The following is a 26,614-nucleotide window of genomic DNA, read 5'->3' as shown; positions in this document are numbered from 1 at the left end:
AGGGCCTGAACCCAATTGAATGTTTAAAATGGCATCAGAACAATCAAGACATGCAAGGAAATCGCCGCAGCGCGGGGTGGAGCCCCGGGCAAGGGGATTGACGCCGCAGGTCGTAGAGTGTCCTGATGTCCTTCGGATCGGAGGAATTTGCACGGGCTATTACGTCGCATCACCTTGCAAGGCAGCGAGCCTTGCTGCCGTAATGCTCCTGATATCCGCACAAATTCCTCGCGACCATTTCAAGCATTCAATTGGGTTCAGACCCTAACAATCTACAATTTGAACAATCTGCGACGATAAAGCCCGATTACCACGCATATTATTGCATGGGCCCGCCATCTGCGCCGTATCAAAGCAACTTTCCACCTTTTACACGCAAGATATAAAGCTTTCGCACGACAGACGGCCTCGCACTGTGATAATTGTTTCCCTAAATAGTGTCGGACCAAACGGTCACGCCCTGTGGTGCCAACACCACGCGGGGTTTGGCCATGGAAACGTCGCTTACATCCATCACTTGCGGAATTTCAATCGTCCGCCATCGTATCGGGGAAGTTGCCATGCGTACTGTTTATGTTGACGGCCAGTTCGTGCCAGAAACCGAAGCCAAGATTTCGATCTTTGACCGATCCTTCCTGTTTGCCGATGGCGTGTATGAAGTAACCTCGGTGCTTGATGGCAAGTTGATTGATTTCAAGGGCCATATGACCCGCCTGCAACGTTCGCTTTCGGAACTGAAATTCGAATTCAAGCCCGACATCGATCAGCTTCTTGAAGCCCACCGCGAGCTGGTCAAGCTCAACAACATCACCGAAGGCCTGATTTACCTTCAGGTGTCGCGCGGCTCGGCTGGCGATCGTGATTTCGCGATTGACCCGAAAACCCCGGCAACCATCGTGATGTTTACCCAAAGCAAATCGCTGATCAAATCGGCCCTGGCCGAACGCGGTCAGAAAATCGTCACCTTCCCCGACATCCGCTGGCGCCGGTCCGACATCAAAACCGTGCAGCTTCTTTATGCGTCGCTTCTTAAAACCGAAGCCGCAAGCAAGGGGGCGGATGATGCCTGGATGCTACTCGATGGTTTCATCACCGAAGGATCGTCGAACAACGCCTATATCGTGACGCAGGATAACACCATCGTCACCCGCGAACTTTCGACCGACATCCTGCACGGCATCACCCGCGCATCGGTCCTGAAATGTGCCGAGGAACTCCAGCTTAAAGTCGAAGAACGCCACTTCACGCTGGAAGAAGCGCAGAACGCCAAAGAAGCCTTCTCGACCTCGGCCTCGGCCTTTGTCTGTCCGGTTGCTGAAATCGATGGCAAGAAAATCGGCGACGGTGTCCCCGGCCCGATTGCCAAACGCCTGCGCGAAATTTACATCGACGCCAACCGCGCCACCGCGATCTGATGACACGCCCCCGCTTTGATCTGTGGACAGGGCCTGATAAAGCCTGACTGTCATTCCCGCGAAGGCGGGAATCTATTGCCCTTGCAACTGGCTATGGATTCCGGACCTGCGCTGTGCCCGGAATGACGGTTCTGATCAAATCCGGGCTTTGCCAACAAACTGACGCCGTCCCTTGTTCGGGGCGGCGTTTTTCTATGCTGGCCTAAGGCGTTCGATTGGCTTAAAGCTTTGAAGTCACTTGCGCGATGCCCCACACATCAATGCGCCCCAAAACGGAAACGCCACCATTGGAAAACGCCACACATCCGCGCAACAACAACCTGACCGGCATCCTTCTGATGTGTGCCGGGGTCGCATTCCTGTGCATCAATGATGGTCTGGCCAAAAGCCTGATGGATCACTATTCCCCGATCCAGATCATTTTCCTGCGCAATGTCATCGCCCTGCCCTTTGCCGTGATACTGGCGCTTAAAATGGGTGGGCGGCGTGCCCTTCGATCTCATCGCATTGGCGTGCATTTCCTGCGCGGCTTGATCTGGATTACCGCAACGGTTCTCTTCTTTACCAGCATCCACCTCATGGGATTGGCCGAGGCCACCGCCATTGCCTTTGTCGCCCCACTGTTCATCACCGCAATTGCCGCCCTGTTTATCGCCCCGGTTGGCTGGCGACGCTGGATTGCGGTTGTGATTGGCTTTGTCGGGGTATTGGTGATTGTCCGCCCCGGTGCGGCAAGTTTTGAGGCGGTCTCGCTCCTGCCGGTTGCGACCGCCTTTACCTATGCGCTTTTGATGCTCAGTGCCCGCTTTGTCGATACCCGCGAAAGCATGTGGACGCTGCTTTTGTACTTAAGTGCCACCAGCGCCATTCTGACCGGCTCCATCGTCACGTTCTTCTGGACGCCAATCCGCGCCGAAGACCTCTGGCTGTTTGCCGCCATCGCATTTTTTGGCACCGGCGGCATGACCATGATCACCCAGGCCTTCCGGGTTGCCGAAGCCCCTACCGTTGCTCCGTTTGACTACACCGCCCTCATCTGGGCCACCGGCCTTGGCTGGTTTTTCTGGGGCGAAACACCCGATGCCCTGACCTTTGTCGGCGCTGCCATCATCACGGCCAGCGGCATTTTCATCATCTTCCGCGAAAGCAAGGTTGAGGCGCAAAGCTGATGGATGCCAAGCTATGTACGCGGCATCTCCCAGCGCACGTGCCCGAATATCGAGACACCCGCCTTCGCGGGTGTGACGATAAGGATTGGGTACCGTCATCCCCGCGTAGGCGGGGATCTCATCCCGCAAGCACCACCCCAAAACAAAAAACCCGCCTTCCATCAGAAAAGCGGGTCAAACATGGCCAGATACGTGCGGATCAGTAATTCGCCTTGAACGTTGGCTCTTCGCCCCGCTCCGCAGCAGCCCGTGCAATATTACGCAAAAGCGCCCGTTTGCTTTCGGTGCGACGACGACCTGAATTTGGTTGCACGTCACCAGTGTCGGACAAACCTAACTCGGCTCGTTTCCGGCTGATACGTGCAGCTAATTCTTCAATCGTGATCTCACGCATTCGCATGTTTTTCCAATAGGACCAGACCAAAATCGCCAGAGGTTTCCTCAGCGATACGCTTATCAAGATAAGGTTTATCTAGCTCAAACGCAAGCTGGTACAGGCGTACAGCCTGATGGAGCATTTCCTCATCATAGTGAGGAGGACTATTATATTGGCCCAGGCGATCAGCGATAAGGTCTTCAATACAGATTACCGAAACACTATGCCCCGCATCCAAACGCAGGAGATAAACACGGTCATAACTCCCACGCCCATCCATCAGTTTGCTGTCAACAACCTCAACCCCGACCTTCAACGTCGTGTGCTGAAAACCGCGTGAAAAAGATCCGGGCCCAACACTGCGTTCGAAACCGACATCCTCAAGTGCCTCTTCAAATATCTGCTGCCATGGCGTGACAATATCAAGATCACCGGAAACAAGTTCTCCAAGAGTGGCCAGCTCAACAGCAGCTCCACCGACGAGAACGGGTCTTTTATGACCGCATTGCTGCACGACATCCGACGCCTCAGAGAGCAATCTCAAGGCTTCCACTAGTTCAGGTCTGTAAAACGCCTCTACCAGCAGAAATCCCCCATCGCATAGGTAATATGCCGATCCGTCGCCGCCAAAAGCGCATCCAGCTTGCCTTTGTCGGGCAACGTCCCGCGCGGGGCATCCAGTTCCTCGGCATGAATGCCACCCGTCACCAGAACCACATCCAGCCCGGCATTGTTCGATCCGGTAATGTCGGTCGAAATGCTGTCACCGACCACCAGCAACTTCGCATCCGGGCCCTTATCAAACGCCTGCAGGCAGAAGTCATAGGCACTGGCCAGCGGCTTGCCTTCCCAGCGGACATTGCCGCCAAGTTCTTCATACCGCCCGGCAATCGCCCCGGCACAAATGATGCGCACCCCGCCCCGGATCACTTCACGGTCCGGGTTGGGGCACAGCATGGGCAGATCAAGCGCCTTGGCCGCATGCAGCATGTCTTCATAGTCTGAAACCTTGGCATCATCATCATTCGGGCCGGTACACAGCAACCAGTCGGCATCCTCAAGATGATCGACCACCTCGACATCCTGACCTTCAAACATCGAATGATCGCGCACAGGCCCGGTGCGAAACACCTTGCGTCCAAGTTTCGCATACCACGGATCAGTCCGACTAAGCAGTTGATGATAGGCAATCTCGCCCGACGCCACGGCGGGACCATATAAATCGCGCGCAATGCCCATCTCTTCCATGCGCGCCGTCACCACGGATGATCTGCGCGGCGCGTTGGACAACAACGCCACCGGCACACCGGCCTTTTTAAGCGCTTCCATCGCCGGGATGGAGCTTGGATAGGGTGTCACCCCGTCATGCACCACCCCCCAAAGATCAAGGATCACGGCATCATAATTGCCGATCACTTCAGACAGGCCATTGATCATTTTATAAGGGGTGGTCGGCATATGTGTTTCCGTTTCTATTCAAATGTTGCTTGCTTGGCAGATGGATGCCCGCCTGCGCGGGCATGACGGGAAACTGGGTTCAAACGTTTGGTTTGGCACTGTCATTCCCGCGAAGAGCCTGTGCCCGCGAAGGCGGGTACGGGAACCTCGCACCGCAAGCTCAGTTCTTCTTCGCCGCCTGCGCTTCCTTCGCCGCGCGCACCTCATCCACCGGAACACCCTTGCCCGAAATTTCCGGGAAGGCCGCCCCGACCGCGTCACTCACATTGGCAAAACCGTCTTTGCGCAACCGGCGCACAAGGTCTTCCTTGATCTCGGTGACAAGATCCATCCCGTGATAGACCAGCGAAGAATAAAGCTGCACGAGCGACGCACCATTGAGGATCTTCTCATAGGCATCCTTGCCCGATGCAATCCCGCCGACCCCGATCAATGGAATTTTACCCTCGGTCAGACGGTAAAAATCAGCCAGAACCTTGGTCGATGGCGCCATCAACGGCGGGCCGGAAAGACCGCCCTTTTCATCCTGATCATAGGAATTAAGCCCTACCGGACGGTCAATTGTCGTGTTTGAAACGATCATCCCATCCAGCTTGACCTTAAGCACCACGGCGGCAATGTCGGATTTATCTTCATCGGTCAAATCCGGTGCCACCTTAAGCACCACCGGCACGCCCTTGGCAAAACTATTGCGCGCCTTGATCACCGCACGCAGCAGCTTTTCAAGCGGCGCACGGCCCTGAAGCGCGCGCAGGCCCGGCGTGTTGGGCGAAGAAACATTGACCACCAGATAATCGGCATAGGGGCCAAGGGCTTCGACCCCCTTGGCGTAATCAGACGCGGCATCTTCGGAATATTTGTTTTTGCCAAGGTTCGCCCCCAGTACACCGCGCCGGGCACGCTTGCGAAGTCGGGCAGCAACAACATCGGCCCCGTCATTATTAAACCCCATGCGGTTGATCACCGCGCGGTCGGAATAAAGCCGGAAAAGACGCGGCTTGGGATTGCCTGCCTGCGGTTCGGGGGTCACCGATCCGATTTCAACAAAACCGAACCCGTGCGATAACGCCGCATTGGGCACTTCACCGTTTTTATCAAACCCGGCGGCAAGACCAACCGGATTGGCAAACTTGCGCCCAAAGACTTCGGTCTCAAGGCTGGGCGTCGCATCGGTTGCATCATCGGCGCGCGGCACCAGATTGTTTTTCAACGCCCAGATCGCCAGACCATGTGCAGTCTCCGCATCGATCCAGCGGACAATCGGCAAAACCAGTGACTTATACCACCCCACGCGACAGCTCCTTGATACTTCAAACACCAGCCCTTTTCTTACGCGCGTGCGCTTGGCAGGGCAAGGATCAATGGCAAAACCACGCTGTGCAGATGCTCTGCTTCACGTCTCGCTCGCCCAACAATGTAAGCTATATCTAACATTTTCGGGGGAAACCTCAAGAATTGACAGTTTTGTCAGTTATTCCTGACATTTGTTGACTTTCCCGTCATTTGCCGCATAATGTCAAATATTCCTGACATTTTAGGCCGCGACATGACAGCCTTCATCAAAGATACACATGACCTTGCCACGGCCATTCGCACACGCCGAAAGCGGTTGAAAATGACACAAGCCTATCTTGCGTCAATGATGGGCGTGTCACGGCAACTGATTGGCGAGCTGGAAAAAGGCATGCCCGGCGTCAATGTCGGCCTGGCGCTGGATGTCTGCCGGGAACTTGGCCTTAAACTGGGGTATGAGGACGCATCTGATGACCAAACGGCTTGATGTGTATCTCGAAGGGCTCGACACCCCCATCGGCCAGCTTAACGGCGCTGCTGACAAATCGCTTGGCTTTGTCTACAGCGATGATGCGGCTCGCACGAACACCCAATTGTCGATCTCGCTGCCCGCCTCGCAGCAACATTTTACCGATCACAAAACGCGCGGCTTCTTTGCCAACCTGTTGCAGGAAAACAATTCCCTTGAACAAGTCATGGCAAAACACCGCATTGACCGCGATGACATCGCCGGATTGCTTTATCACGTCGGCCGCGATTGTCCCGGTGCGATATCCTGCGTCCCTTCGGGCGAAAAACCGGCCAAAATGCCCGGCGATATCTCCCGTGATTATGATCGGGTTTCAACCAAAGACCTTGATGACATCCTGATCAACCTGCGCGACCGGCGACGGCTTCCAGACGGCCAAAATGATCCATCCCCCTTGGCCGGGGTTCAAGGAAAGATCGCGGTCACGCGCCTTGAAAACCAACAGTTCGCCCTGCCCAAACCGGGCTCTGGCGCACCGACCACACATATTATCAAAGTCCCAAAACAGGGCGACGAGGCCCTTGTTCATCAGGAAGCTGCCCTGATGACACTCGCATCCAAAGTCTTGCCCCTGCCCGTGGCAAATGTGAACCCGATTGAGGTTTCTGGCGGTACGGCCCTTCTGATTGAACGGTTTGATCGCAAAATCGAAAACGGAAAAATCTATCGCATTCATCAGGAAGATTTCTGTCAGGCGCTCTCGCTGGCCCCGACCCTGAAATATGAACGCAACGGCAATGACGATCACAAATTTTCCGCAGCGGGCGTATCGTATATCCTTGGTGAAACCGACGTCCCGCTCATCTCGCGGCAGAATTTTGTTCTTTTATCCATCTTCAATCTGGTGGTCGGCAATACCGACAATCATGCCAAAAATCATGCGATCCTGTATCCGGCACACGGCCAAAAGCCGCACCTCGCCCCGGCCTATGACATTGTCCCGGTGGTTCTTGACCCATCCGTCACCCATGATTTTTCGTTTCATATCGGTCAGGCCAAAAAGATTGAGGACCTGACCCCATCTGATGTCGCCGCCTTCCTTTCCGGGATCGGATTTAACCGCATCATGCGCACCGAAAAATCCCGCACCCGATACTTCAATGAATTGTGCGGACTTCTTCAGGCCATCGAAGACAATCTGGAAACACTCGAAGGAAGCGGCTTAAAAGCCTGCCGGGATATGATCGCGCAAAATATCGCGACCCTTGCCAAAATACTCAATGTCGCAGTCAGACAAACACCCCGCGACGCCTTCATCGCACAGGGCGGCGGCTGGGGCATCGGTTCCTAGGAATACTGAGGCTCCTAAACCTTCTCCCCCATCCGCGCATCAAACGCCGCCCGCGCCGCCTCAACCTCGGGCATTTTATCATTGGTCCAGGCATAAAGGGCCTTGAACGGTTCAATCAGGGTGCGGCCAAGCGGGGTGATTTCATATTCCACCGCGACCGGCGATGTCGCGATCACGTGGCGCGCAATGATGCCGTTGCGCTCAAGTTTGCGCAGCGTCTGGGTCAGGGCCTTTTGCGTGATGCCCTCAAGCCCGCGCTTGATCGCGTTAAACCGAAGCGGCTCCTTGGCCAGCACCGCCAAAATCATCATCGACCATTTATCGGCAATCTGATCAAACAGCAGGCGCGACGGGCAGTCGGCGCTAAATTTCTCAATCGAACATTCTTTCATCATCATATTTCCTCTTTCCGGTCCTCTTCCCGGTGCTTTGCGTCCCACATTGCCCACCCGTCATGGCGCGGGTGGTTTCCTTGAGTATACCTGGTTTCATAAAGGTGCCTCATTGACACCAAGTATATATCATATATCTAGTCTCCAACATAGACTTTCATAGTTTCGGAGGCTCCGCGATGAGCAACACAGACATTCTGTTTCAGCCCTTTGCGCTGAAATCCCTGACCCTGCCCAACCGTATCGTCATGGCGCCGATGACCCGGACCAAGGCCGAAAACGGCGTTCCCGGTGCGATCAATGCCCAATATTACCGCAAGCGCGCCGAAGGCGGCGTTGGTCTGATCCTGTCGGAAGGCACGGTTGTGGACCGTCCGGCATCGCGCAATGATCCGGCCATTCCGTTTTTCCACGGCGCTGACGCCATGGCGGGCTGGACCAATGTTGCCAAGGCCGTGCATGAGGCTGGCGGCAAAATGGGCCCGCAAATCTGGCACACCGGCTCCACCCGCTATACCGAATGGGAACCAGATGCCCCGGTCGAAAGCCCGTCTGGCCTTGTTGGCCCCGATGAGCCGCGCGGCAACACCATGTCTGAGTCTGACATTGCCGACACCATTGCCGCCTTTGCCAAGGCCGCCCTTGATGCCAAAAACGCCGGGTTTGATACCTTTGAAATTCACGGCGCACACGGCTATCTGATTGATCAGTTCTTCTGGTCGGGCACCAACCTGCGCACCGATCGCTTTGGCGGCAAAACAATCAAGGAACGATCGACCTTTGCCCGCGAAGTGGTTAGCGCCATGCGTGCGGCCGTTGGCGAAGATTTCCCGATCATCCTGCGTGTCAGCCAATGGAAACAGCAGGATTTCACCGCCCGCCTTGCCACCACCCCCGATGAAATGACCGATTGGCTGGCCCCATTGGTTGAGGCCGGGGTGGATATCATTCACGCGTCGCAACGCCGTTTCTGGGAACCGGAATTCCCCGAACTGGACGGCGAAAAGGGCCTGAACTTTGCCGGTTGGGCCAAAAAACTGACCGGGGCCGCAACCATTTCGGTCGGTTCTGTCGGCCTGTCATCGGACTTCATCGGCGCGTTTTCGGGCGAATCTTCGGAAAAGGCCGGGCTTGATGCCCTGACCGAGCGTATGGAGAAGGGTGAGTTTGACCTGATCGCCGTCGGCCGTGCGCTGATCTCTGATGCGCAGTGGACCAACAAGGTGCAAAAAGGCGCGTTTGACAGTCTCGAAGACTTCAACCCCGCCGCCTTGGCCGAACTGGTGTAAAACCCACCGCGCGCGTATCGCATCCACCACAAAACAGCCCGCCACTCACCGGCGGGCTGTTTTTTTATGCTGGCAACGTTAACACTGTTTAGTTTCGCACGCCCGGCTGCGGCTGCACTCCACCGGCAAATATGCTACGCTGGGGCCATGCCAAAACTTGATCTCAACACCCTGATCTCCGCCCTACAAACCCGCACCCCCGGCCCGTTTCATTTCCCCGAAATCTATGGTTCGGGGTGGGACCAACTTTACATCGGCGATAAGGTCAAGCTCGGCCATGCCTTCATGGATGCCGTGCGGGCGGGCGAACTGCCCGGTGTTACCGATACTGGTAGAAAAAAGGATGGCGGACGGCTCTATCACTGGGCCGGATGATGGCATTGATCAAGGCCTAACCCAACACCATCGGCCCCAAAAACACCACCGCCCCGGTGGTCAGGACAAGCCCGCCAATCATCAACGCCCCGTCGCGCACCGTGATCGCCAAACCAAACACGGCAATCGCCATCATCGGAATAATCCCGGCAAAGGGCACCATTTCAAAAAACGGCACGGTGAACGACAGCACCAGACAGACAAGGGCCGCCACCCGGATGCCAATCGGCCCGGTCAGATGGGCCAACCGCCCACCAAACCAGCGGTCCATCCGCTGTGCCGTCGGGGTCAGCCGGTCCATCGCGTGCTGAACCCGCGCGCCGTTAACATGGCGTTTTGCAATAAAATCGGGCAGCCACAGGTGATCGCGCCCCAACAGGATTTGCAGGGAAAAAAGCGCGATGATAATCGCCAGAAAGGCCGGCACCATCGGGATCCCCGACAATGGCGACACCCCGATCAGGGCTGGCAGGAACAAGAACGGCCCATGGCTGCGCCGTCCAAATTCCGAAACCATATCGCCAACCGACACCATGCTGGCGCCCTCACCACGGCGTTCAAGGCGCGCGACAATCTCGCGCACCGATGTGATGTCGGGTTTATCCATGATGGTGGCTCCGCCCATGTGTGGCAGGACCAGTCCCAGTCCCAAGGCACGCACGCCCGACACCGGTATAAAAACAGCTATAAAAAGGGTAAATACGCATATCCTGACAACGTCGGGCGGGGTGGTTTGGTTCCACCCCGGGCGGTATCAGCAATAAGGTGGCTTAACGCAATTCTTCGGGCAGCACATGCACCCCGTCATCGCCCAGCCGCACGTCATCAACGCGCGTGACATATTCCACCGACAGCACATCATAAAGATGCGGGAACAGCGTGCCACCACGGGCCGGTTCCCATTTTAGCTTATCGGCAATCGGGGCGACCGGCACGCGCAGAAGTTTTAAATGATCGCGCCCGGCATAATGCAGCGCAAGGGTTGCGGCCAACGTATCGCCCGTCGAAAAATGGATAAAACCATCGGCGATATCGTGCGGCGCACCGTCATACTGCCCGTCTGACAGGGCCTGCGCCCATTCGTCCGACCCCAGTACGCGATAGATTGTAGTATCTGTTGTGTTTGTCATGGATGGAATTTAGGGGGTCGCACCCCGCGCCGCAAGCACAAAGGGCGAACTTATTGCCCGCTATATCCGTGCCGCACATTCGCGGTACTTGTCCTTGAAACCGGCAAGATCAACCTGCTTTTCCATCGCCACACCCGCAGGACTGGTCCAGCTAACCGTCATGTCCGGGGCGTCCAGAATGGCCGTCTTGATTGCCGGAGCGGTCCAGTAAAACACATCATTGCCCGGCGCCTTGAAAACCTTATCGCCAATCTGCGCGGTGATTTCCAGACGCTGGGTTATGGGGGCAACGAATTCCAGTGTGCGCTGGACATATTCGCGCGACCGGAAAAACTTGAACCGCACATGCGTGTTGGGCGATGTCACATAGCACGCCACGTCACCGGTGCCGGGGAAACTTGTCGCATAAACCTCCCAGGTTTCCGACGCGAACGCGGGGGCACGCACAAAAAACACCCCCAACCCGCCAAGCAACAGTGCCGCACACAAACCCTTCACAACGCCCTCCCAAGTGGTCAACAGGCCCCAACCCTATATCAACCCAAAGGATAAGTTCAACCGGCGTATTGCGCATAGGTTGCGCGCCGAACTCACTTCAGAACATTGGATGCCCGCCTGCGCGGGCATGACGAAGATGACAGAAAACCCGCCCCTTCTTCGTGACAGCCCCCGCACCGACAGCCCCCCGCACCCATCCGTCACCCCCGCGAAGGCGGGGGTCCATGTAGCAAGATGCAGACCACAGCCCTCCCGGATCGGCGAAGTCAAACGCCCCGCTTTCACACGCATCAAAATCATGTTAAATTGGCATTTAATTAAATGCTTTAAAGGTGCGACATGGACATCACCAAGGATATTCGCCCACTGACCGAGTTCAAACGCGACACGGTCGCCTTCACCAAACGCCTGCAAGAAACCCAGCAACCGACCGTCCTCACCGTCAATGGCAAGGCATCTTTGGTTGTGATGGATGCCAAGGCGTGGCAGGACATGCAAAATCGGCTGGAATACAACGATGCGGTTGATGGCATTCGTACTGGCCTGCACCAGATTGCCGATCAAAAAGGCGAAGACGCCAACAGTTTTTTTGACAACCTCACCAACCGCGACGGATGAAACATTACCGGGTCATCATATCGCCCAAGGCAGGCCGCGATATCATCGCAGCCTATGACTGGCTTTATGATGAAAACCCGGCCTATGCCGCCCAATGGCGTGATGGCCTGCGTCACGCTGTGATGCGTCTGCAAACCCTGCCCTTTGCCCACGCTGTTGCTCCGGAAAGTGCCGAGTTCGATATGGAAATCCGTCACATGCTCTATGGGCGCGGCACACCGTGGCGGGTGTTTTACTGTATCAGCGAAGATCAGGTCTCAATCCTGCACGTCCGGCATGGACGGCAGGATTATTGGCAGGCAAAAGCAACGAATACAGATGAAGAATAAGTCAGCACATGAATAAATGGGGACGGTCACCTTTTATTCAAAATAAAAAGAAAGCAGAATGAAAACAAACAAAATCGAACTTGAAGAAAGATTGTCTTGGGATGAATTTGAGACAAAAATATCTCAACTTTTAGTAGACAATGACAAGGCTCGAGAAAACTCTTTCACCGTCGTAAGTGAATGGATTTTCCGCGGTCAGTCAAATTTTGGATGGGGCCTCGAAACGTCGCTGGAGAGATTTCTCCGAAGCAACAATTTAGCAGGATCGGAAGCATTCTCCGCTTCAGATTATTATCGAAAACTTTCAAGCATTGTCCCGGCAATCAATTCTCTAACCGAGTTCAGATGCGAAGATTTTAGCACAGACCCTATCAATCTAAAGCTCTGGGAGAGTTTGCCTAAGCTTGAATTGATGTGTTTCGCGCGCCATCACGGCTTTCCAACGCCTCTGCTTGATTGGAGCCTATCACAGTATGTCGCAGCATTCTTTGCGTATGCCAATTCTGATGGTCACACGGATGTCGCGATATACGCATTCCAAGAATATGCTGGCAAAGCTCGAGCAGGATGGGTTTCTGAACCAATGTGGCATGAGATAGGACCGTATATAGAAACGCACCCCAGACATTATAGACAGCAAAGCTGTTACACAGTATGCCTAGCCGAGAATCAAGAAAAAGACATCGTATTCAAGAACCACATCGATGCTGTCGTTGCCAACCCCACATCCCATAATGTGAAAAAATTCATCTTACCGGGAGAACAAAAGAAATATGTTCTTCGAAAGCTAGATAAGATGAATATCAACGCTCATACATTGTTCGACAACCACGAGGGCCTGATGCAAGACTTAGCTTACAGGCAGTTCATTTTTTCAGATTTCTAGATATCTTCGCAGACTGGCTAAAATTCCCCCATCTCATTTAGCTGTTCCTCTTATCCGCACTCCGCTTCACCACACTCACACCAAGCACCCCAAGCGCAATCCCCCAAATCGGGCTGGTATTGACCAGCGCCGCAATGATCGCCGGGGCCTGCAACGGCGTTAAGATAATGGCGTAGGCAATCGCCCCCATGGTCATGATCCATGTGAGTGCGACGGCATAGCCAAAGCTCGGTCGCCAGCGGCGCACAAACGCATCTTCGCTAGCAACCTCTGCCCGGATGGTGCGGTTGATGGATGTGAGCGTTTTGGTATCGCGTGCCAGTTCAATTTCGGCCATACGTTCGGTGTGGCGGTTGGCTTCAAGAATTTGGGTGGGGGTGACATCCCCCTTGGTCACGGCGTCTTCGACCTGTTTCAATGTATCGGCCGCCGTTTTGGCAATCGGGTTGTCGATATGGTCAAGTCCAGCACCCACCGCTTTGATAAGGAGCGGCAGGCCGATCTGGGCGAGCAATGCGGGGATCATGGGCGGGCTCCTTTTTACGAAATACCGCGATAAAACAAATGGTTGCCAATTTCGGCCACCGGCACATGGCCGCGCGCCCAATAGGGATCAACCGCATGGGTGTGGTAATGCGTCGCCCCCTCGGTCGCATCGGGCAAATCGCCCGTCACCGCGCGGTTGGCAATGCGTTTGCACAGCCGATACGCACGATCACGCGGGTTGACCGCGAGCAACTTTTTGCGGTTGGGATCGGCTTGGTTCCAGCAAGAAAACTGCCCCGGTTTGAGGCACACCGCCTTGATGTCATTGCCCCACCAATAGCGCCCGCGCGACCGCGCAAACGCCACCCGGTTGAGGATCACGGACGCCACCGCCTCAATCCCGGCCAGCTCCTCGCCGCGTGCTTCGCCGTATAATGTGCGCGCCAGAATTTCGGCCTCCGTCAGGGTTTCAACATCATTTCGGGGGGCAAAAGTATTCATCGTCATTGGGAATATCCTTTGTGTTCAAGTTTGGCCTCAATCCGCAACAGATGGCCCGTCAGGCGTTTTTCAATGTCTTTGAGGTACGGGATCGAAACGTAATTGCGCGCAACGTCGAGTTTAAATTCCGCCAACCCGTCACGCAGGTCGCCAACATCGCCTTCATGGCGGCTGCGCATGCGTTCAATCCGGGTCAGAAGTTCCGAACGCATGCGCCAGTGCAGCCAGAACAGGCTGGCCACCGCCGGAATTTCGACCGCCGTGATCCACCAGATCACGTCAACCGGTTGGGTCATGGGGGTCTCTCCTTTTCCAAGGGGGGCAAGGGGGCATCCGGCCCCGCACGTGCCGGAATTTCGAGATGCCCACCCCGCAGAACAAAAAAAGACCCGCAAACCAATCGGCTTGCGGGTCAGTTCAGGAGGTCATCTCATCGCATATCTTCGCACGTCATCGCGGTCAGAGGGTCGGCATAAAGTCGTGTCGAACCAGGGTCGGGCGCGTTGTTCCGGCGAATTAGTCGGGCGAACTAGTCCGGCGCATTGATCCGGCGAAACGCATTGGCGTCTCCAAGCCATCACTCTCACGCCGCCCGTCTCAAACCATCAGTCACGCCACCAGCCTCAGGCCGCCGGGCCCTTGATCTTTTCTTCAAGTTCCTGCCACGCCTCGCCAGAGGCCACAAGGCAACTTGGCCCGGACGGATAGGTGAACAAAATGGTCCAGGTTTGTCCGTCGGGCGCCTTAAGCACCTCGATCACCCCGCCATTGGATGTGACACCCACGGCAATCGGTTCTTCGGAATATTTCGCACTCAGGCTGCTGATGACTTTCGCACGGTCACCGCACACCGGGGACCCGGCATTGGCCGGGGATGCAACCGTAACGGCACCTGCCACCACGGCAATCAAGCTCAGTGTTTTCCACATGGTCAGGCCTCCTTGCAGTCAGGTGCGCCCAAAAGGGGCGTCTTGGTGTCCTGCACTGCTAAATTGATCAACAAATTGATCAAAAAATAAATTGGGGCCGCCTTCCGGCGACAGACCGCTGTCTGCCTTAACTGAAGTCACCTTTAGTATAGTAAATTTTGCCAAATACTATTCTTTGATATAATAAACGTAAGCATCAAATCTGAAAATTCCATGAATATTTCACATTTGTGATACGCATCGGCGCTAACCACTTGGCATTGTGAGAAAAGTTTTTTACTCCCTCACTGCCTGTAAACGGTCCCGTTACGGATTAAACCCGTTTTGGGCATTAAAAACACCGCCATATGCCCGCCAGTCGGCCCGTCTCAGCGGCATTTCCACCCGTGGCAGGCGCACCGGCTCGCTTAAAATACAGCCCGCCACCGCATCCAGCCCATCGTCATGATCCTTGCCATCGGGATGCCATTCACGCATCTGGCGGACAAACGGCGTTGTGCGGACCGGCTCATGCACATGCAGCAACCCGGCCCCCAGCACTGCGCCAAAGGCATCCTCGATCCGGGTCGCCTTATGGGCACTTTCATGATGTTCTACGACGCTGGCCGCCCATCCGATTGATTTAAGTTCGCGGCGCAGGATATTGGGCAAAAACCGGCCAATGCCATTTGTTTCCACCCGCACAGACGGCAAATGATGCCCGGCCATAAAGTTTGCGACCTGCACACAGAGCTGACTGGCTTCATCCATGCGCGCGCCATCCGTATCCTCTGGCACCACGGACGCCCGCAGCCACGCCAGATCATGCAACCAGTATTCACCCTGATCACAGATATAAACACACGCCACCACCGCCCCGTCACCGGTTGCCGATCCAAAACTCGGATCAAAATGGCAGGCCGACGCCACCATATGACGGTCCCCGATGCGCAGCCGAAGCCGCCCGTTGGCATGTTCAATCTCACGCGCCGCGTCATAGAATTTAAGTTTTGCGGGGTCGAGCATCCCGGCGACAGGGGCCATCATTTCAAGCATCATCTGGCTTTGAAACTTGCGCCGTGATGTGCGCGATTTAATTGCGGCAATCGCGCCCGCATCAAACCGTTCCGGCCAGTTTGACGCCCCATGCTCATTGACGATGGGCAGGGTAAACCGTGAAAAACCATTCAAAAACGGTGCCGCTTCGCCGGTTTCCGGGCGGACCTCATCGGCATAGATCGAATAAAAACTGTGCGGCGTGCCGACATAAAGCTGCGTGCCACCGGGCGACAGCACATAGGAAATCTCACTCAATTTTTCGCGCAGTTCGGCCCGTTTATGGGCGGTATCGCTGTTTTTGGGCACCTCGACATCATCGCAAATCACCACATCGGCCCGCGACCCGGTGATATTGCCACCAATGCCGACCGCCTGCATGGACGGATCACGCAACACCGCACCCCGCTTAACCGTAAACCGCTCCGTCCCCCAATCGGCACTGCCGCCCGGCACCAGCCCGGCCAGAAGCGGATGGCGCTCCACAATGCGTTTGACGTTGCGCACCATCTTTTTCGCCAGCTCAAGATCGGCCGCCAGCACCAGAATGCGCACATCCGCATTGCCATAAAGCACCCACGCACAAAACAACCCGACCAGCGTTGATTTCCCCGAACTGCGAAACGCCATCATCAACAGCTCATGCCGCCCGCTTTTCCAGCACTCCTCCAACCAGTTGGCCATAGCACGATGATGGGCCGGCAACGCCACCCCCACCATCCGGTCCCAGATCCAGACGAATTCGGCAAAGCCCGCGATTGGCATCTGTCGCTCCTTTTCTGGATTTTTCGGTTTAACTCATCACTGCAGGCACCGCTCAGCGTCTTCAGTCCTGCCTGCCCGTTACAGACCTGTTTGAAACGGGGCGGCACACTTTCCAATATCCAGGGAGACCCCTTAAATGAAGAAGACACATTCTGCGTGGCGCTTCATCCTGGCGGCCTTTTGGGCTGTGCTGGCGATGGCATTCATCGGTGCAGGCAGTGCCCATGCCGCCCCACCCAAATTTTGCGCACCAACAACCTTTTCGCTGAGCGGCAGCGTTGCCGACCAGTTCTGGAACAACGTCACTCCCAACCAATGGGCGAAAATGCTGTCCGCCAATTGGCAAGATAACGGATTTCATTTTTATGGACGCGTACGTCAACGTGGTCCCGATGCCGGGATCAACACACCATCAGACCTCGAAAGTGAAATCCGCAAAGGCACCCCAAAACCAGAAGGCACCCCAAATCGCTGGCAGATCAATCTGCCTATTCTCAGCTCGGGCGGTCAACCTCTCAGGGTCATTTACGACTATGATGGCAGCAAAAACGCCAAATGCAGCCTTGTGACACTGTCATACTAAATAGCACCTGCAAAACAGCAGGTGATCGGCAAGACAGCGGAGCGACCAAAGCCCGCTGTCTTGCATCTTCCAAAAACAAACGGGGAAATGTCGATCAAAGATGCTGGTTCACATCCATCCGGCCATGCAGGATACGGACAACCTCGATGGCGTCACCTGCCTGCCGGTAATAAATCACATGCGCCCCGGCGGCGATTTTGAAATATCCGTCGCGAATATCGCATTTCTGCCCGATGCGCGTTGCGCTTGCCAGTTCGGCAAAGACATTCAGAAAATCACGAATGTATCTATCGGCTTGCCTCGCAGACCAGCGCTGCTGTGTATAAAGCCAGATTTCTTCAAGGTCGGCCTCCGCCCGGGCGGAAATCCGATATTCCGGATTACCCGCCATGTCTGGCATTCATCCGCGCAAGAAATGCGTCGCCGTCAAACGAGGTCGCAACGCCCGATTTCTCGCCTTCTATAAGCGCATCCTGTAAGGCACGGACTTTCACCTCATGCTCTTCCAGCAACCTCAACCCCGCCCGCACCACGTCACTGGCCGAGCCATAACGCCCCGACTGGACCTGTCCTTCGATGAAACCGGTGAAATGATCCCCAAGCGAAACCGATGTATTGCGTGCCATGACAAACCTCCTTGATACCAAGATGTATTATATATTGGTATCGACTGTCTGTGCAATCCCGGCATCAAGTCCCTCGCCCCTAAAGCACCCGCCACGTCTCCCCACTGGCAAGGTTGCGGACGTAATCAACAACCTCCCCGTTCCAGTGATAGGAAAAATGATCGCCCTGCACAGGAACCGGCACCACATCGGGCCAGAACGCCGCAATGCAGGCGCCCCCGTCAAAGCGCACACTGGGCCAGTAAAGCCCGTCCGATCCGGCCGTCCGCCGTTCGGCACCAAACTTTTGCGAGGCCGCGTAATCATCGGGGTCAAGCAATGCTGCCATCCCGCTCACATCGTCAAACACATGATCAATCCGCCCAACCAGCTCGCGAAACTGCGATGTCCAGCCCGGTTCCTCATCGGTGGCGCGCATGGTGAGCGCGTGATGATGCACGGTTTCGGCAATCGCCACCGACCGGCTGTCGCCCGCGTAATAAAGCCCGTATGTGCCATCGGAAAAACGCCCCGGACGATAGGGGGAACAATGGACAAACGGCGCCATCACATAACTCGCCCCCGGCCCCGATACCCGGCGCTCGACCGGCACCTTGGCCAGCGTACCGATACTCTCGCGCAGGCGCGGGTTCATCTTGGCCTCGGCCGATGCAAGGGCCTCCCAATCAGCGGGATCGGCAATGTCTTCAAACAGGTCAATCGGCGGATAGATCGACCGGATCATCCGAATACACTGCGGCCACGCAACATGCCGGGTTGGAACATCATCCCCACCCATCACCAGCCGCCCCGCTCCGCATCGAGGTAGCTTCGAACATCAACAATATCCATAATCTCGCCGCGCATCATGACCTCAAGCGCGCTGACACCGCCAAACGCCGCATTGGGCTTGCGGACCCAGGCATAACCGCGTGCCGGATCGCGAAACAGGTATCGCAACCCTTTGTGAATCCCGATCAGCATCGCCATGCGCGTGCGCAAATCACGATCAATCCGCCCGATATCCTTTTTCTTCCACCGCGCCCATGTGCGTGCCGGCATATCGCCCAGCAACACGCGCGCTTCCTGATCACTTAAATCCCACACGCCAAACAGATTGACCGTGGCGCGCGCCAATGCCGCCGCCTCATCCTCGGTAATCGCCCCCACTTCGGGCCGCGCCCCGGTTGGCTCTACAATCGCGAATTCCATGTCAATCCTCCATTTGGCATATATATAGCATATTTATGCCAAATGGCAAATAGCCCTCGTAGCGGCAAAACCCGCCACCGAGCCCGCCGTCCCATGGACTCCCGCCTACGCGGGAGTGACGAAGCAATGGAAAAGCCCTTCCCACAAAACCGCCCCCTACCGCGTGGAAACCCCACCCCAAAAAACCGTCATTCCCGCGACGGCGGGAATCCAGACAGACGCGCCACACACGCCAATCTCACCGCGCAACCTCAAGCCGCACGTCACGTCATGTCGATAAAACCGGAAAATTTCGACACGTCGGCAAGATGTGTCGATGCAATCGACATACTGATGTAACGTGCTCAATTGCCGCAAATATTACAACTGCACGCCGGGCTCATGCCTATTTCTGGCAACTTGCTCTGAATGAAAAAAACAGAAGAACGACGCCTTTGGAAAATAATTAACTTTCGTTATTCATAGGCTTAATTATCCTAAATCAGATCAAAATCTGGAGAGATAGATGAAAAGCATATGGTTTTATTTGTTCTGTGCCTTATCTCTTTCAGGCTGCGGATTGGCTGATCGAGAATATGCGAGTTGGCCGGTAGAACCATATTCACGTGGTTGTGAGGATGTTGATCTATTTCTCGCCGAGCCCCCGCTCTGTGTTTCAACCCTTCACACGGAAGACGGCTTCCAATACCGCGATGAGTTTGCCGCCTGCAAACAAAGCATGAATAATTATTTTTCTTACCTCGACAGAATGATCGAATGCAGCGTCACCAAGACAAGTGTTGGTATAGAAGATGCTCAAAGAGAATTTTCTACGCTAACGAAGTGCAAGAACGAAATGTCACCCGAATGCTCAACTGAAAAAGTTGAGGAAACTTACCAGAAAGTACCACATTCCATAATCGGACTATGGTTTCCATTGGAATGTCAGCGCGACGGAGAATTTGCTGCCAATATTTGCATATCCCATCTAAATTCTGATTTAGATGATATCCGCGACATATATTCAGCAGAACACAGGAAATTGGTTCGTGAGGCGAAAACAAAATCCGACGAAGCGATCAGGCTGTTTAATTGTAAGGCAAACAGAGAAAAATTTTGCTTCTAAACTTCAAGATGACCTAAAGATCGCCTCGCTTTTACCCACGCCCTATATTCCTACCCCTCACGCCCCGCCAAAGCCCCCCGCGCCTCCTTAATCAACCTCTCAACATCCACATCCTCCCCCGTCCGTGCCGCGCCTTTCTCAGTCCGGCTATCGGCCCCCTTGTCCCCGTCCGATGCCCAGCGCAACAGCTTGATCAGGCAGTCCAGATGCCCAAGCCCCGCCTTGCACGCCGTCTGATGGGCGGTGAAATCCTTGGCGTCACGCAAAAGGGCGGCCTGCTGTGCCGCCCGGCGATAGGCATTGCGCACCCGTTTGATATCACCGGGTAAATCGCGCAACAGGTCTTCGCGCAATGTCGCGACGGGATCGGTTTTTTCTGGTTCACGCATGGCCTATCCTTACACCGTTGAAAGCGCCAAAAGCCGCGCATCCGAAAGCCGTTCCGGCCAATAAGCCAGATTGCGCAAATGCCCGTTCAAATGCTTATCCACACCATCATACGACCCCAGCACGATGTGGGTAAAATTGCGCGGCAGGGCAAAGCCATCCGGGCTTTTAAGCACAGCCCCATTTACCCCCACCGCCACCACATCATCCTCCCACGCCAGCGCAATCCGTGCCCGCGTTCCCGGCAACAACGTGCCATACAGCGACTGGGTGACAATCGGCTGCCCACCTTTGCGCAAGCTCACCCGCAACTGATCGGCATCACTGTCATAACCAAGATCAAGATGATCATCATTCAGGCTGCTTGAGTAAAGCTGCACGATCCGCCAAATCCCGTCCCACGCAGGCGGCAATTCCAGATCAAACACAAACGTCCCCGCCCCTTGGGCAAACCAGTCACCGGGATCAAGCATCACCTGATCGGGCGCACGGGCGGCGGGAATGCCGTGACTGATCATATCGCTGCTCGGAACCGGCCCGGCTTCAAGCTGCGCATTCCAGATCAGCACCGATGCGGCCAATCCCGAAACCGCCGTGCTGATTTTCGGATAACGCGTCGCCCCCGATGCCGTCTCAGACACCGACACCCGCTGCCACGCCTCATCCAGCGTAACCCCCTGCGCCGATGGCCCATCAATCCCGCCAAGGGTGACATCGGCCGTCCCCGACACCGCCCGCATCCAGACGGCGAAGCTGTATGTATCGCCGACCGTCAAATCCCCGACATTCTGATAAAGTCCATCCGTGCCCCCGGAACTGCCCGGAAGATCAAGCGCCATCGCGCTCATGCTGCCATCAGGGGCGGCAACCGTACTGGTGGTCACACTAACCCCGGCATTCTTTTCCCAAAGCGCATTGTCAAACGCGGTTGAATAGCGAAGCAAATTGGTCGCCGCCCCCTCAATAAGAAGCCCCCGCGCCCGACCAAGGCCATCATATTCATAGCCCGGCGCGTCGATGGGCTGCGGGCTCAGCACGCCGTCCATCCCCCGGATCCGTTTGGTGCTGGCGCGCGCAAATTTCATACAGGCCGCAAGCGGCTGATACCGCAATCCCATGTGCGTTTCCTCCTGATCGTCATCACTGAAAATGTCGAAAATCGCCAGTTTCTGGCGTTCCCCCGGCCCGATGCCCGCACGTCCCCGGCATGCCCGCGAAAGTGGGAATCCCTATCGCCACACCGAACCAACGCCACCATGGATGCCCGCCTTACGCGGGCATGACGGTATGTAAAACGGCGACATGAAACGAACGTCATTCCCGCGAAGGCGGGAATCTCATGCCCTACGTGCCCAAACGTCGAGATTCCCGCTTTCACGGAAATAACGGGTTTAAAACAGCCCTACCCGCCAATCCGATGCAGATGAAACCAGGTCAGAATGTTACTTTCGCCAATCTGCCGGGTGGCCGCATCGCTGTGCGCCAGCCGGACCCGAAGGCCATTTGCCGCCCCGACATCAATCCGCGCCACGCCACTCAGGCGCAACGTGTGATAAGCCCCCGTGCCAATGGCGGTGATGTCCGATGATTGCATATGGGTCGTCCAAACCCCGGCACCGGCACCGGCCAAACGTTCAAGATACAGGTTCACCATCACCACCTCGTCCGTCACCGGGAATTTCACCCCGATATCAACGTGGTAAAACCCCGGCGGCAGGCTGCTAACCCCGTGAACGGCACTGTCATAAAGGCTGTGGCTGTCTTCAGTCACCTGATCCCATTCGATTAAAAACGCCCCACCGGCGGGCATGTCCTGTGCGGCGGTGCGCAGCAGTTTGACGATCGGCCCGTTTTCACGCACCGGCGCGGCAAACCACCGCCCGCCATCACAAATCACATCAACCATATCGCCCCGGATCGGCAACGGATAAAGCATGGCGTCCGCCGCCCCATTCACCGGCGTGATCACATCGCCACTGGCCGCCATGATATCCACCTGCGTGCCATCGCCATTAAACAGCCGGTATCGCACGCCATTCCGCGCCAATGTCGCCACCGGCAAGGTTGCCCGTGCCCCGTTTGACAGCCGCACCAGCGATCCGGTTTCGCGAATGTCCATGATGCGGTTGGTCGGTGCATCAATCACCGGCATCCGGCGCTCATCCTCCCAGCCCAGCAAATTCTGGCTACGAAAATCAAGGTCGATCATCGCCCCGGCATCATGTTGCCCAAACGCTTTTTGCGCGGTTTCGCACCGGCTTTGTGCGGCCTCGGCCCGGCTGGCGGCACCCTTGGCAAGGGCGGCGTTTTGACCCGCCCCGGCAATCTCATCGGCCTTTGGGCCATTCGATAACCCGTTTCCCGCATCGTTCCAGATCAATGCCCGCCCGGCATCCATTGCGGGCAATGTCATATTGGCCTGATCCAGATCGGGCGCCCCCAACCGCAATGTGCCCGCCAAGGCCCGATCGACATCGCCAAGGGCAGCCGTCAGATAATCCAGATCACGATCAAGCGCATCGCCGCGCGGACTGCCAACACTGCCATAGGCACTAAGCCGCCGCAGTTTCAGCATCCGGGCCAGAATGATCTCGGCCCCCAAAACCGGCGGGGTTTCAAACCGCACCGTGCCGCCGATGGCATCATCATGCGTGGCCAGCGCAATGTGAAACCCGGTGGTCACCACCGCGCCATTGACCGACACCTGCACATCACCGACGTCAAACACATCAAAGCCAAATGGAAAATCCGTGCGTGCCCCATCGCCGTGATAGCCGATGGATGCTGTGGCCTGATTGGTGAAAACCGCCCCCATATCCCTGATCCCTCCGTCCGCTGATGTACCGAAATCCGATCCGCGTGGTTGGTTATCCGCCCCAACCGTCGCGCCGCGCAAACCACGCGCTTAGACGTGCCACCGTGTCATCCTGTGCCGATCGCAACAGCGACTTTTCGCGCCAGTCGGCCCGTTGATTGATCTGATTGCGTTTGCGCGTGGCCTCGGCATCATCAAGCGCCGCATCGGACAGGGCGGCCTTTTCATATCCGGCCAGAACCGCACTGGCCGACCCGCTGCCCCCGGTCAGAAGCCCCGATGCGCCTTGGCGGGCGCGGATTTGCGCCTGTCGCACCCGCAATTCTTCGGCCCGCGCCACATCGCGTTCGGCCTTGCTTGCGGCAATCGCCTCAAGATCGGCCTTCCTTTGGGCTTCGGTCTGGGCCACGGCACTTTGCTGCCGGGCTTGGTTGGCCGAAATTTGCTGTCCGGTTTGCAGGGCCGATGCCGCCATCGGCACAATTGATGAAAATCCACCCATCAGTCATTCACTCCCAACTCACTTGCCACGCCGAGCAATAAAAAAGGCCGGGGAAGATCCCCGGCAATGCGCCACAATCCGCTGTTGACCGTCCCGCCACTGCCGCGCCGCCAGCCAAGGCTGCGCAGCGTGATATCGCCGCTATAAAGTCCGTCATTTGCATCTGGATCATCGCCCGTAACCGGCAACCGCACATCACGCAATCCGCGCCCGGTATCCATGCGAAGCTGCCCGGTTTTCTGCACCCGCAGCGTTGCCGAAATCAACCGCACCGCATTGCCGCCATGCGGGCGCGTGCCATCGGATGCTGCGGGTGGCAGGGCCGAAATTTCATGGGTAAAGGGCAAGCCAACGCTAAGTGTCTTCACCGCATCGGGCAAAGTCACAGTGCCCCCGCCAATTGGGTGATCATGGATCAACTGATTGCCCGCCCAGACCGACACCCTTTGCCCGTCCAGCGCATCAAGATGGCCCCAATGGCGACGCGGCACGTGCCCCGGTTCAAGCGCCTGATCAATGGCCAGATCAAGACCGGCATTCGCATCAAACACCCCAAGGAAGTAACGCTCCGCGCGCTTGATCGCGACATAGACATCCCCGCCCGACACCGCCACGGCGCGAAACGCGCTGTCTTGCACCGATTGCGATGACCAGGCGGTGATGTTTTCACTGCGATACTGTGTCAATGTTCCCAAACTGCCATCCCCCATCACCACATGCAGCAACCGGCGATCCGCGTCATAGGCCTGATCCATTGGCTGCTTGACCAGATGGCGCGACAGGAGTGCCAGATCGGCCGATCCATAGGCTTGCTCGACATCGGTAAACAGGAATTCGCGAATTTCATGCCCGCTGCGCCCGGCAAATACCGTCGCCCCGTCAATATTGACCAGTGGCACAGTGCGGTGACTTTGGCTGCCGATCCGGGTTTGGCGGGTGATTTGAATGTTGGCTGGCGTTAACGGATCGCCCGTCACCATCCATTCCGACCCGCTGGTAAACACCTGCAAATGCCGCCCGGCAAACACCCCGGTAATTGCATTGACCTGATCGGCCAGAAGGGCAAATTCAATCGCCTCGTCATCCAGCCCTTCGCCAAGATCAAAGTTGAACAAATCGCCCGACCGCGACATCCACAACCGGTTGGGCAAATCGCGCGATCCACCAATCACCATGCGGTCCTGATGAAACGTCACACTGCGCGGCCAGCCCCGGACATCGGAAAACGCCTGTTCTTCGACATCGCTGGTTTCATTGGCGTTGGGCAGGTTTTGTTTCAGCGTAATGGTCGCATGGCGGGCATCGGTAACCGCAGTGATTTCGCCTTCAATCCCGGCAATGCGCCACAAGGTGCCAACGTGGCCCGCCACAAACAGATCAGCATTGGCGGTAAGGGTGACCGTACCACTTGTCCCCGATGGATTGACAGTCAACGCAGGCTCACCAAACTTGTAAAAGGGCTGACGGGTTTTATAGGTGCTTTCGCGCCACGCCCATTTCGACATTTCCCATCCGCCAGTTTGCGGATTGGCCACATCACTGGTGCGGGTCAACCGCATCGGCGCCACGTCGGGATGAACCACCAGCAACGTGTCAGCACTTTGCGTCCAGTTCATCAAATCATGATGCGCGACCCCGAACGGCGTTTCAAACCGATGCGTCGCCACGCCGTCCTTAAATACCAATCCCTCATAATCGCCAAACGCCAGGATATAGGCCTGCTCGGTATTGAACTCGAACGCGATCAACCGCACCGCACCGGGCAGTTTATCAACCAGCCGCACACCGGGCCGACGCCTCACCCCGCCCGACGGTTCAACAAACACATTATGCAACCGCGCCGCCCCATTGGCATAGGCATTCAAGTCAGAACGTCCCCACAATTCCGGTGCCAGTTCCCCGGTCGAAAACGTGTTTTTTTCAAGAACGCGGCGTGCCATGGTTTTTGGTCCCCCAGTTGAAATATCAGTCGCATGAGCGTGATGCTTGTTCCTTGCGATCACTGCGCGCTTGCGTCACCCTCGCGCCGCAATCAACGAAAAATCCTCAATCGCATGCGGTGTCGATTGCTGCGCATCGGCCAAACGGGCGCTACGAAACTGGTCTTCAGACCGTTTAAAAAGGTATTCCGCCCGTGAACTGCTTTCGGTCAACGGCAGGCAAAATTCGGCCGCCAACCGCGCAATCAGCGCCAGATCAAACCACGCCGGAAAACTCGCCTCCGCCAACCGCCCGACATAGGTCAGATGCGCCGACCCGGCCTCACACAAAACCGCCCGATCGCGCAACTCAAACCGCGTGACGCGCCCGCCGTCCGTTTCAAGCGACAACAACCGGATAAAATCGCCGGGCAAGGCAAACAGGTTTGCTCCATCCCCCGGACCGCCGGATGTTTCCCCTGCCGTCACCTGCGCCAACCAGCACCCCTTGGCCGCAAACCGCCACGGATACCCCGCCAGCACGCCATCGCGAATGACGGGATACAGCATCCGGGCAATTTCCGCCTCGGCGGTATCTTCCTCAAAGGACGATACCGGTGCCGCCCCGATCATCACCAGTGCCCGCGCACACAAGGCCACATCGCTTAACGCCATTTGATCCCCCAAACAAAAACGGGGCCCGGCAAAACCGAACCCCGAAA

The 26,614-nt window shown here is 56.3% G+C and carries 34 protein-coding genes; 11 read left to right on the top strand and 23 right to left on the bottom strand.

The features are described from left to right. Positions 1 to 491: 491 nt before the first annotated feature. The gene (locus tag COO92_RS11940) at positions 492 to 1,415 is read left to right on the top strand and encodes a D-amino-acid transaminase (RefSeq protein ID WP_240626415.1); all 924 of its coding nucleotides are present in this window, start codon (positions 492 to 494) and stop codon (positions 1,413 to 1,415) included. A 287-nt stretch (positions 1,416 to 1,702) separates the two neighbouring features. Continuing rightward, complete coding sequence (locus COO92_RS11935) at positions 1,703 to 2,584, top strand: DMT family transporter (protein ID WP_240626414.1); 882 nt, start codon at positions 1,703 to 1,705, stop codon at positions 2,582 to 2,584. Between the two features lie 199 nt (positions 2,585 to 2,783). Here the strand turns inward: COO92_RS11935 and COO92_RS11930 are convergent, their stop codons facing one another. The 4 genes from COO92_RS11930 to COO92_RS11915 form a co-directional block, all read right to left on the bottom strand. Continuing rightward, positions 2,784 to 2,978: a hypothetical protein gene (locus tag COO92_RS11930; protein ID WP_101302360.1), complete on the bottom strand. Its 195-nt coding sequence runs from the start codon at positions 2,976 to 2,978 to the stop codon at positions 2,784 to 2,786. Then, positions 2,971 to 3,513 (bottom strand): hypothetical protein, encoded by a 543-nt coding sequence (locus COO92_RS11925; protein ID WP_133125063.1) that lies wholly within the window; start codon positions 3,511 to 3,513, stop codon positions 2,971 to 2,973. The genes COO92_RS11930 and COO92_RS11925 overlap by 8 nt, the downstream gene beginning before the upstream one ends. 23 nt (positions 3,514 to 3,536) lie before the next feature. Then, a complete protein-coding gene (locus COO92_RS11920; protein ID WP_101302358.1) occupies positions 3,537 to 4,418 on the bottom strand; it encodes a TIGR01459 family HAD-type hydrolase in 882 nt (293 codons plus the stop codon). Between the two features lie 160 nt (positions 4,419 to 4,578). Continuing rightward, on the bottom strand, positions 4,579 to 5,709 hold the full coding sequence (locus tag COO92_RS11915; protein WP_101302356.1) for a quinone-dependent dihydroorotate dehydrogenase: 1,131 nt from the start codon (positions 5,707 to 5,709) through the stop codon (positions 4,579 to 4,581). Positions 5,710 to 5,964: 255 nt separating this feature from the next. Here COO92_RS11915 and COO92_RS11910 point away from each other — a divergent pair, with 255 nt between their 5' ends. Together COO92_RS11910 and COO92_RS11905 are read left to right on the top strand one after the other, a co-directional pair. After that, complete coding sequence (locus tag COO92_RS11910) at positions 5,965 to 6,198, top strand: helix-turn-helix domain-containing protein (protein WP_165792337.1); 234 nt, start codon at positions 5,965 to 5,967, stop codon at positions 6,196 to 6,198. Beyond that, positions 6,182 to 7,531 (top strand): HipA domain-containing protein, encoded by a 1,350-nt coding sequence (locus COO92_RS11905; RefSeq protein WP_165792336.1) that lies wholly within the window; start codon positions 6,182 to 6,184, stop codon positions 7,529 to 7,531. The genes COO92_RS11910 and COO92_RS11905 overlap by 17 nt, the downstream gene beginning before the upstream one ends. Before the next feature lie 14 nt (positions 7,532 to 7,545). Here the strand turns inward: COO92_RS11905 and COO92_RS11900 are convergent, their stop codons facing one another. Then, complete coding sequence (locus COO92_RS11900; RefSeq protein WP_101302351.1) at positions 7,546 to 7,929, bottom strand: winged helix-turn-helix transcriptional regulator; 384 nt, start codon at positions 7,927 to 7,929, stop codon at positions 7,546 to 7,548. Positions 7,930 to 8,102: 173 nt separating this feature from the next. Between COO92_RS11900 and COO92_RS11895 the strand changes: the two genes are divergently transcribed. Continuing rightward, complete coding sequence (locus COO92_RS11895; protein ID WP_101302350.1) at positions 8,103 to 9,212, top strand: NADH:flavin oxidoreductase; 1,110 nt, start codon at positions 8,103 to 8,105, stop codon at positions 9,210 to 9,212. A 147-nt stretch (positions 9,213 to 9,359) separates the two neighbouring features. Continuing rightward, positions 9,360 to 9,587: a DUF1413 domain-containing protein gene (locus COO92_RS11890; RefSeq protein WP_101302348.1), complete on the top strand. Its 228-nt coding sequence runs from the start codon at positions 9,360 to 9,362 to the stop codon at positions 9,585 to 9,587. 16 nt (positions 9,588 to 9,603) lie between these two features. On the opposite strand, the gene COO92_RS11885 is transcribed toward COO92_RS11890, so the two are convergent. From COO92_RS11885 to COO92_RS11875, 3 genes are all read right to left on the bottom strand, one after another. After that, positions 9,604 to 10,248 (bottom strand): exopolysaccharide biosynthesis protein, encoded by a 645-nt coding sequence (locus COO92_RS11885; protein WP_240626413.1) that lies wholly within the window; start codon positions 10,246 to 10,248, stop codon positions 9,604 to 9,606. A 109-nt stretch (positions 10,249 to 10,357) separates the two neighbouring features. After that, a complete protein-coding gene (locus tag COO92_RS11880; RefSeq protein WP_101302344.1) occupies positions 10,358 to 10,717 on the bottom strand; it encodes a DUF952 domain-containing protein in 360 nt (119 codons plus the stop codon). A gap of 60 nt (positions 10,718 to 10,777) precedes the next feature. Beyond that, the gene (locus tag COO92_RS11875; protein ID WP_101302342.1) at positions 10,778 to 11,215 is read right to left on the bottom strand and encodes a hypothetical protein; all 438 of its coding nucleotides are present in this window, start codon (positions 11,213 to 11,215) and stop codon (positions 10,778 to 10,780) included. 339 nt (positions 11,216 to 11,554) lie between these two features. Between COO92_RS11875 and COO92_RS11870 the strand changes: the two genes are divergently transcribed. The 3 genes from COO92_RS11870 to COO92_RS11860 are packed head-to-tail and all read left to right on the top strand — an operon-like array spanning position 11,555 to position 13,048. Further along, the gene (locus tag COO92_RS11870; RefSeq protein ID WP_101302340.1) at positions 11,555 to 11,833 is read left to right on the top strand and encodes a type II toxin-antitoxin system Phd/YefM family antitoxin; all 279 of its coding nucleotides are present in this window, start codon (positions 11,555 to 11,557) and stop codon (positions 11,831 to 11,833) included. After that, positions 11,830 to 12,162 (top strand): type II toxin-antitoxin system RelE/ParE family toxin, encoded by a 333-nt coding sequence (locus COO92_RS11865; RefSeq protein ID WP_101302338.1) that lies wholly within the window; start codon positions 11,830 to 11,832, stop codon positions 12,160 to 12,162. Before COO92_RS11870 ends, COO92_RS11865 begins: the two co-directional genes overlap by 4 nt. Positions 12,163 to 12,220: 58 nt before the next feature. Next, entirely contained in the window at positions 12,221 to 13,048 is an 828-nt protein-coding gene (locus tag COO92_RS11860) for an FRG domain-containing protein (RefSeq protein WP_101302336.1), read from the top strand. Positions 13,049 to 13,085: 37 nt separating this feature from the next. On the opposite strand, the gene COO92_RS11855 is transcribed toward COO92_RS11860, so the two are convergent. The 5 genes from COO92_RS11855 to terL form a co-directional block, all read right to left on the bottom strand. Beyond that, positions 13,086 to 13,574: a 3TM-type holin gene (locus COO92_RS11855; protein WP_101302334.1), complete on the bottom strand. Its 489-nt coding sequence runs from the start codon at positions 13,572 to 13,574 to the stop codon at positions 13,086 to 13,088. 14 nt (positions 13,575 to 13,588) lie between these two features. Beyond that, a complete protein-coding gene (locus COO92_RS11850) occupies positions 13,589 to 14,041 on the bottom strand; it encodes a cell wall hydrolase (protein ID WP_101302332.1) in 453 nt (150 codons plus the stop codon). Further along, on the bottom strand, positions 14,038 to 14,331 hold the full coding sequence (locus COO92_RS11845; protein ID WP_022732092.1) for a hypothetical protein: 294 nt from the start codon (positions 14,329 to 14,331) through the stop codon (positions 14,038 to 14,040). Before COO92_RS11845 ends, COO92_RS11850 begins: the two co-directional genes overlap by 4 nt. 327 nt (positions 14,332 to 14,658) lie before the next feature. Continuing rightward, the gene (locus tag COO92_RS11840) at positions 14,659 to 14,964 is read right to left on the bottom strand and encodes a hypothetical protein (protein WP_101302330.1); all 306 of its coding nucleotides are present in this window, start codon (positions 14,962 to 14,964) and stop codon (positions 14,659 to 14,661) included. A gap of 306 nt (positions 14,965 to 15,270) precedes the next feature. Continuing rightward, a complete protein-coding gene (gene terL, locus COO92_RS11835) occupies positions 15,271 to 16,764 on the bottom strand; it encodes a phage terminase large subunit (RefSeq protein WP_101302328.1) in 1,494 nt (497 codons plus the stop codon). Between the two features lie 136 nt (positions 16,765 to 16,900). On the opposite strand from terL, the gene COO92_RS11830 reads away from it, so the two are divergent. Next, positions 16,901 to 17,347, top strand: a complete 447-nt coding sequence (locus COO92_RS11830) for a hypothetical protein (RefSeq protein WP_101302327.1) — start codon at positions 16,901 to 16,903, stop codon at positions 17,345 to 17,347. A gap of 94 nt (positions 17,348 to 17,441) precedes the next feature. Here COO92_RS11830 and COO92_RS11825 read toward each other — a convergent pair whose 3' ends face one another. The 4 genes from COO92_RS11825 to COO92_RS11810 form a co-directional block, all read right to left on the bottom strand. Continuing rightward, complete coding sequence (locus tag COO92_RS11825) at positions 17,442 to 17,738, bottom strand: type II toxin-antitoxin system RelE/ParE family toxin (RefSeq protein ID WP_101302325.1); 297 nt, start codon at positions 17,736 to 17,738, stop codon at positions 17,442 to 17,444. Then, the gene (locus tag COO92_RS11820; protein WP_101302323.1) at positions 17,728 to 17,973 is read right to left on the bottom strand and encodes a type II toxin-antitoxin system ParD family antitoxin; all 246 of its coding nucleotides are present in this window, start codon (positions 17,971 to 17,973) and stop codon (positions 17,728 to 17,730) included. Before COO92_RS11820 ends, COO92_RS11825 begins: the two co-directional genes overlap by 11 nt. A gap of 79 nt (positions 17,974 to 18,052) precedes the next feature. Further along, positions 18,053 to 18,751, bottom strand: coding sequence for an RES family NAD+ phosphorylase (locus COO92_RS11815; RefSeq protein WP_101302321.1), 699 nt, complete (start codon positions 18,749 to 18,751; stop codon positions 18,053 to 18,055). Next, positions 18,751 to 19,164, bottom strand: coding sequence for an MbcA/ParS/Xre antitoxin family protein (locus COO92_RS11810; RefSeq protein ID WP_101302319.1), 414 nt, complete (start codon positions 19,162 to 19,164; stop codon positions 18,751 to 18,753). Before COO92_RS11810 ends, COO92_RS11815 begins: the two co-directional genes overlap by 1 nt. Before the next feature lie 505 nt (positions 19,165 to 19,669). Here COO92_RS11810 and COO92_RS11805 point away from each other — a divergent pair. Then, on the top strand, positions 19,670 to 20,269 hold the full coding sequence (locus tag COO92_RS11805) for a hypothetical protein (RefSeq protein ID WP_101302317.1): 600 nt from the start codon (positions 19,670 to 19,672) through the stop codon (positions 20,267 to 20,269). Positions 20,270 to 20,319: 50 nt separating this feature from the next. On the opposite strand, the gene COO92_RS11800 is transcribed toward COO92_RS11805, so the two are convergent. The 6 genes from COO92_RS11800 to COO92_RS11775 form a co-directional block, all read right to left on the bottom strand. Then, entirely contained in the window at positions 20,320 to 20,658 is a 339-nt protein-coding gene (locus tag COO92_RS11800) for a hypothetical protein (protein WP_101302315.1), read from the bottom strand. A 9-nt stretch (positions 20,659 to 20,667) separates the two neighbouring features. Next, a complete protein-coding gene (locus COO92_RS11795; RefSeq protein WP_101302314.1) occupies positions 20,668 to 21,774 on the bottom strand; it encodes a phage head spike fiber domain-containing protein in 1,107 nt (368 codons plus the stop codon). A 284-nt stretch (positions 21,775 to 22,058) separates the two neighbouring features. After that, a complete protein-coding gene (locus COO92_RS11790) occupies positions 22,059 to 23,471 on the bottom strand; it encodes a hypothetical protein (RefSeq protein WP_101302312.1) in 1,413 nt (470 codons plus the stop codon). A gap of 52 nt (positions 23,472 to 23,523) precedes the next feature. Then, positions 23,524 to 23,973 (bottom strand): hypothetical protein, encoded by a 450-nt coding sequence (locus tag COO92_RS11785; protein ID WP_101302310.1) that lies wholly within the window; start codon positions 23,971 to 23,973, stop codon positions 23,524 to 23,526. Further along, a complete protein-coding gene (locus tag COO92_RS11780) occupies positions 23,973 to 25,913 on the bottom strand; it encodes a phage tail protein (RefSeq protein ID WP_101302309.1) in 1,941 nt (646 codons plus the stop codon). The genes COO92_RS11785 and COO92_RS11780 overlap by 1 nt, the downstream gene beginning before the upstream one ends. 75 nt (positions 25,914 to 25,988) lie before the next feature. After that, the gene (locus COO92_RS11775) at positions 25,989 to 26,567 is read right to left on the bottom strand and encodes a phage connector family protein (protein WP_101302307.1); all 579 of its coding nucleotides are present in this window, start codon (positions 26,565 to 26,567) and stop codon (positions 25,989 to 25,991) included. Positions 26,568 to 26,614: the final 47 nt, after the last annotated feature.

It is taken from the genome of Thalassospira lohafexi, assembly GCF_002844275.1.
Taxonomy (GTDB): Bacteria; Pseudomonadota; Alphaproteobacteria; order Rhodospirillales; family Thalassospiraceae; genus Thalassospira; species Thalassospira lohafexi.
The sequence above is the reverse complement of the archived record's forward strand: the minus strand, read 5'-3'. Positions and strand labels throughout refer to the sequence as shown.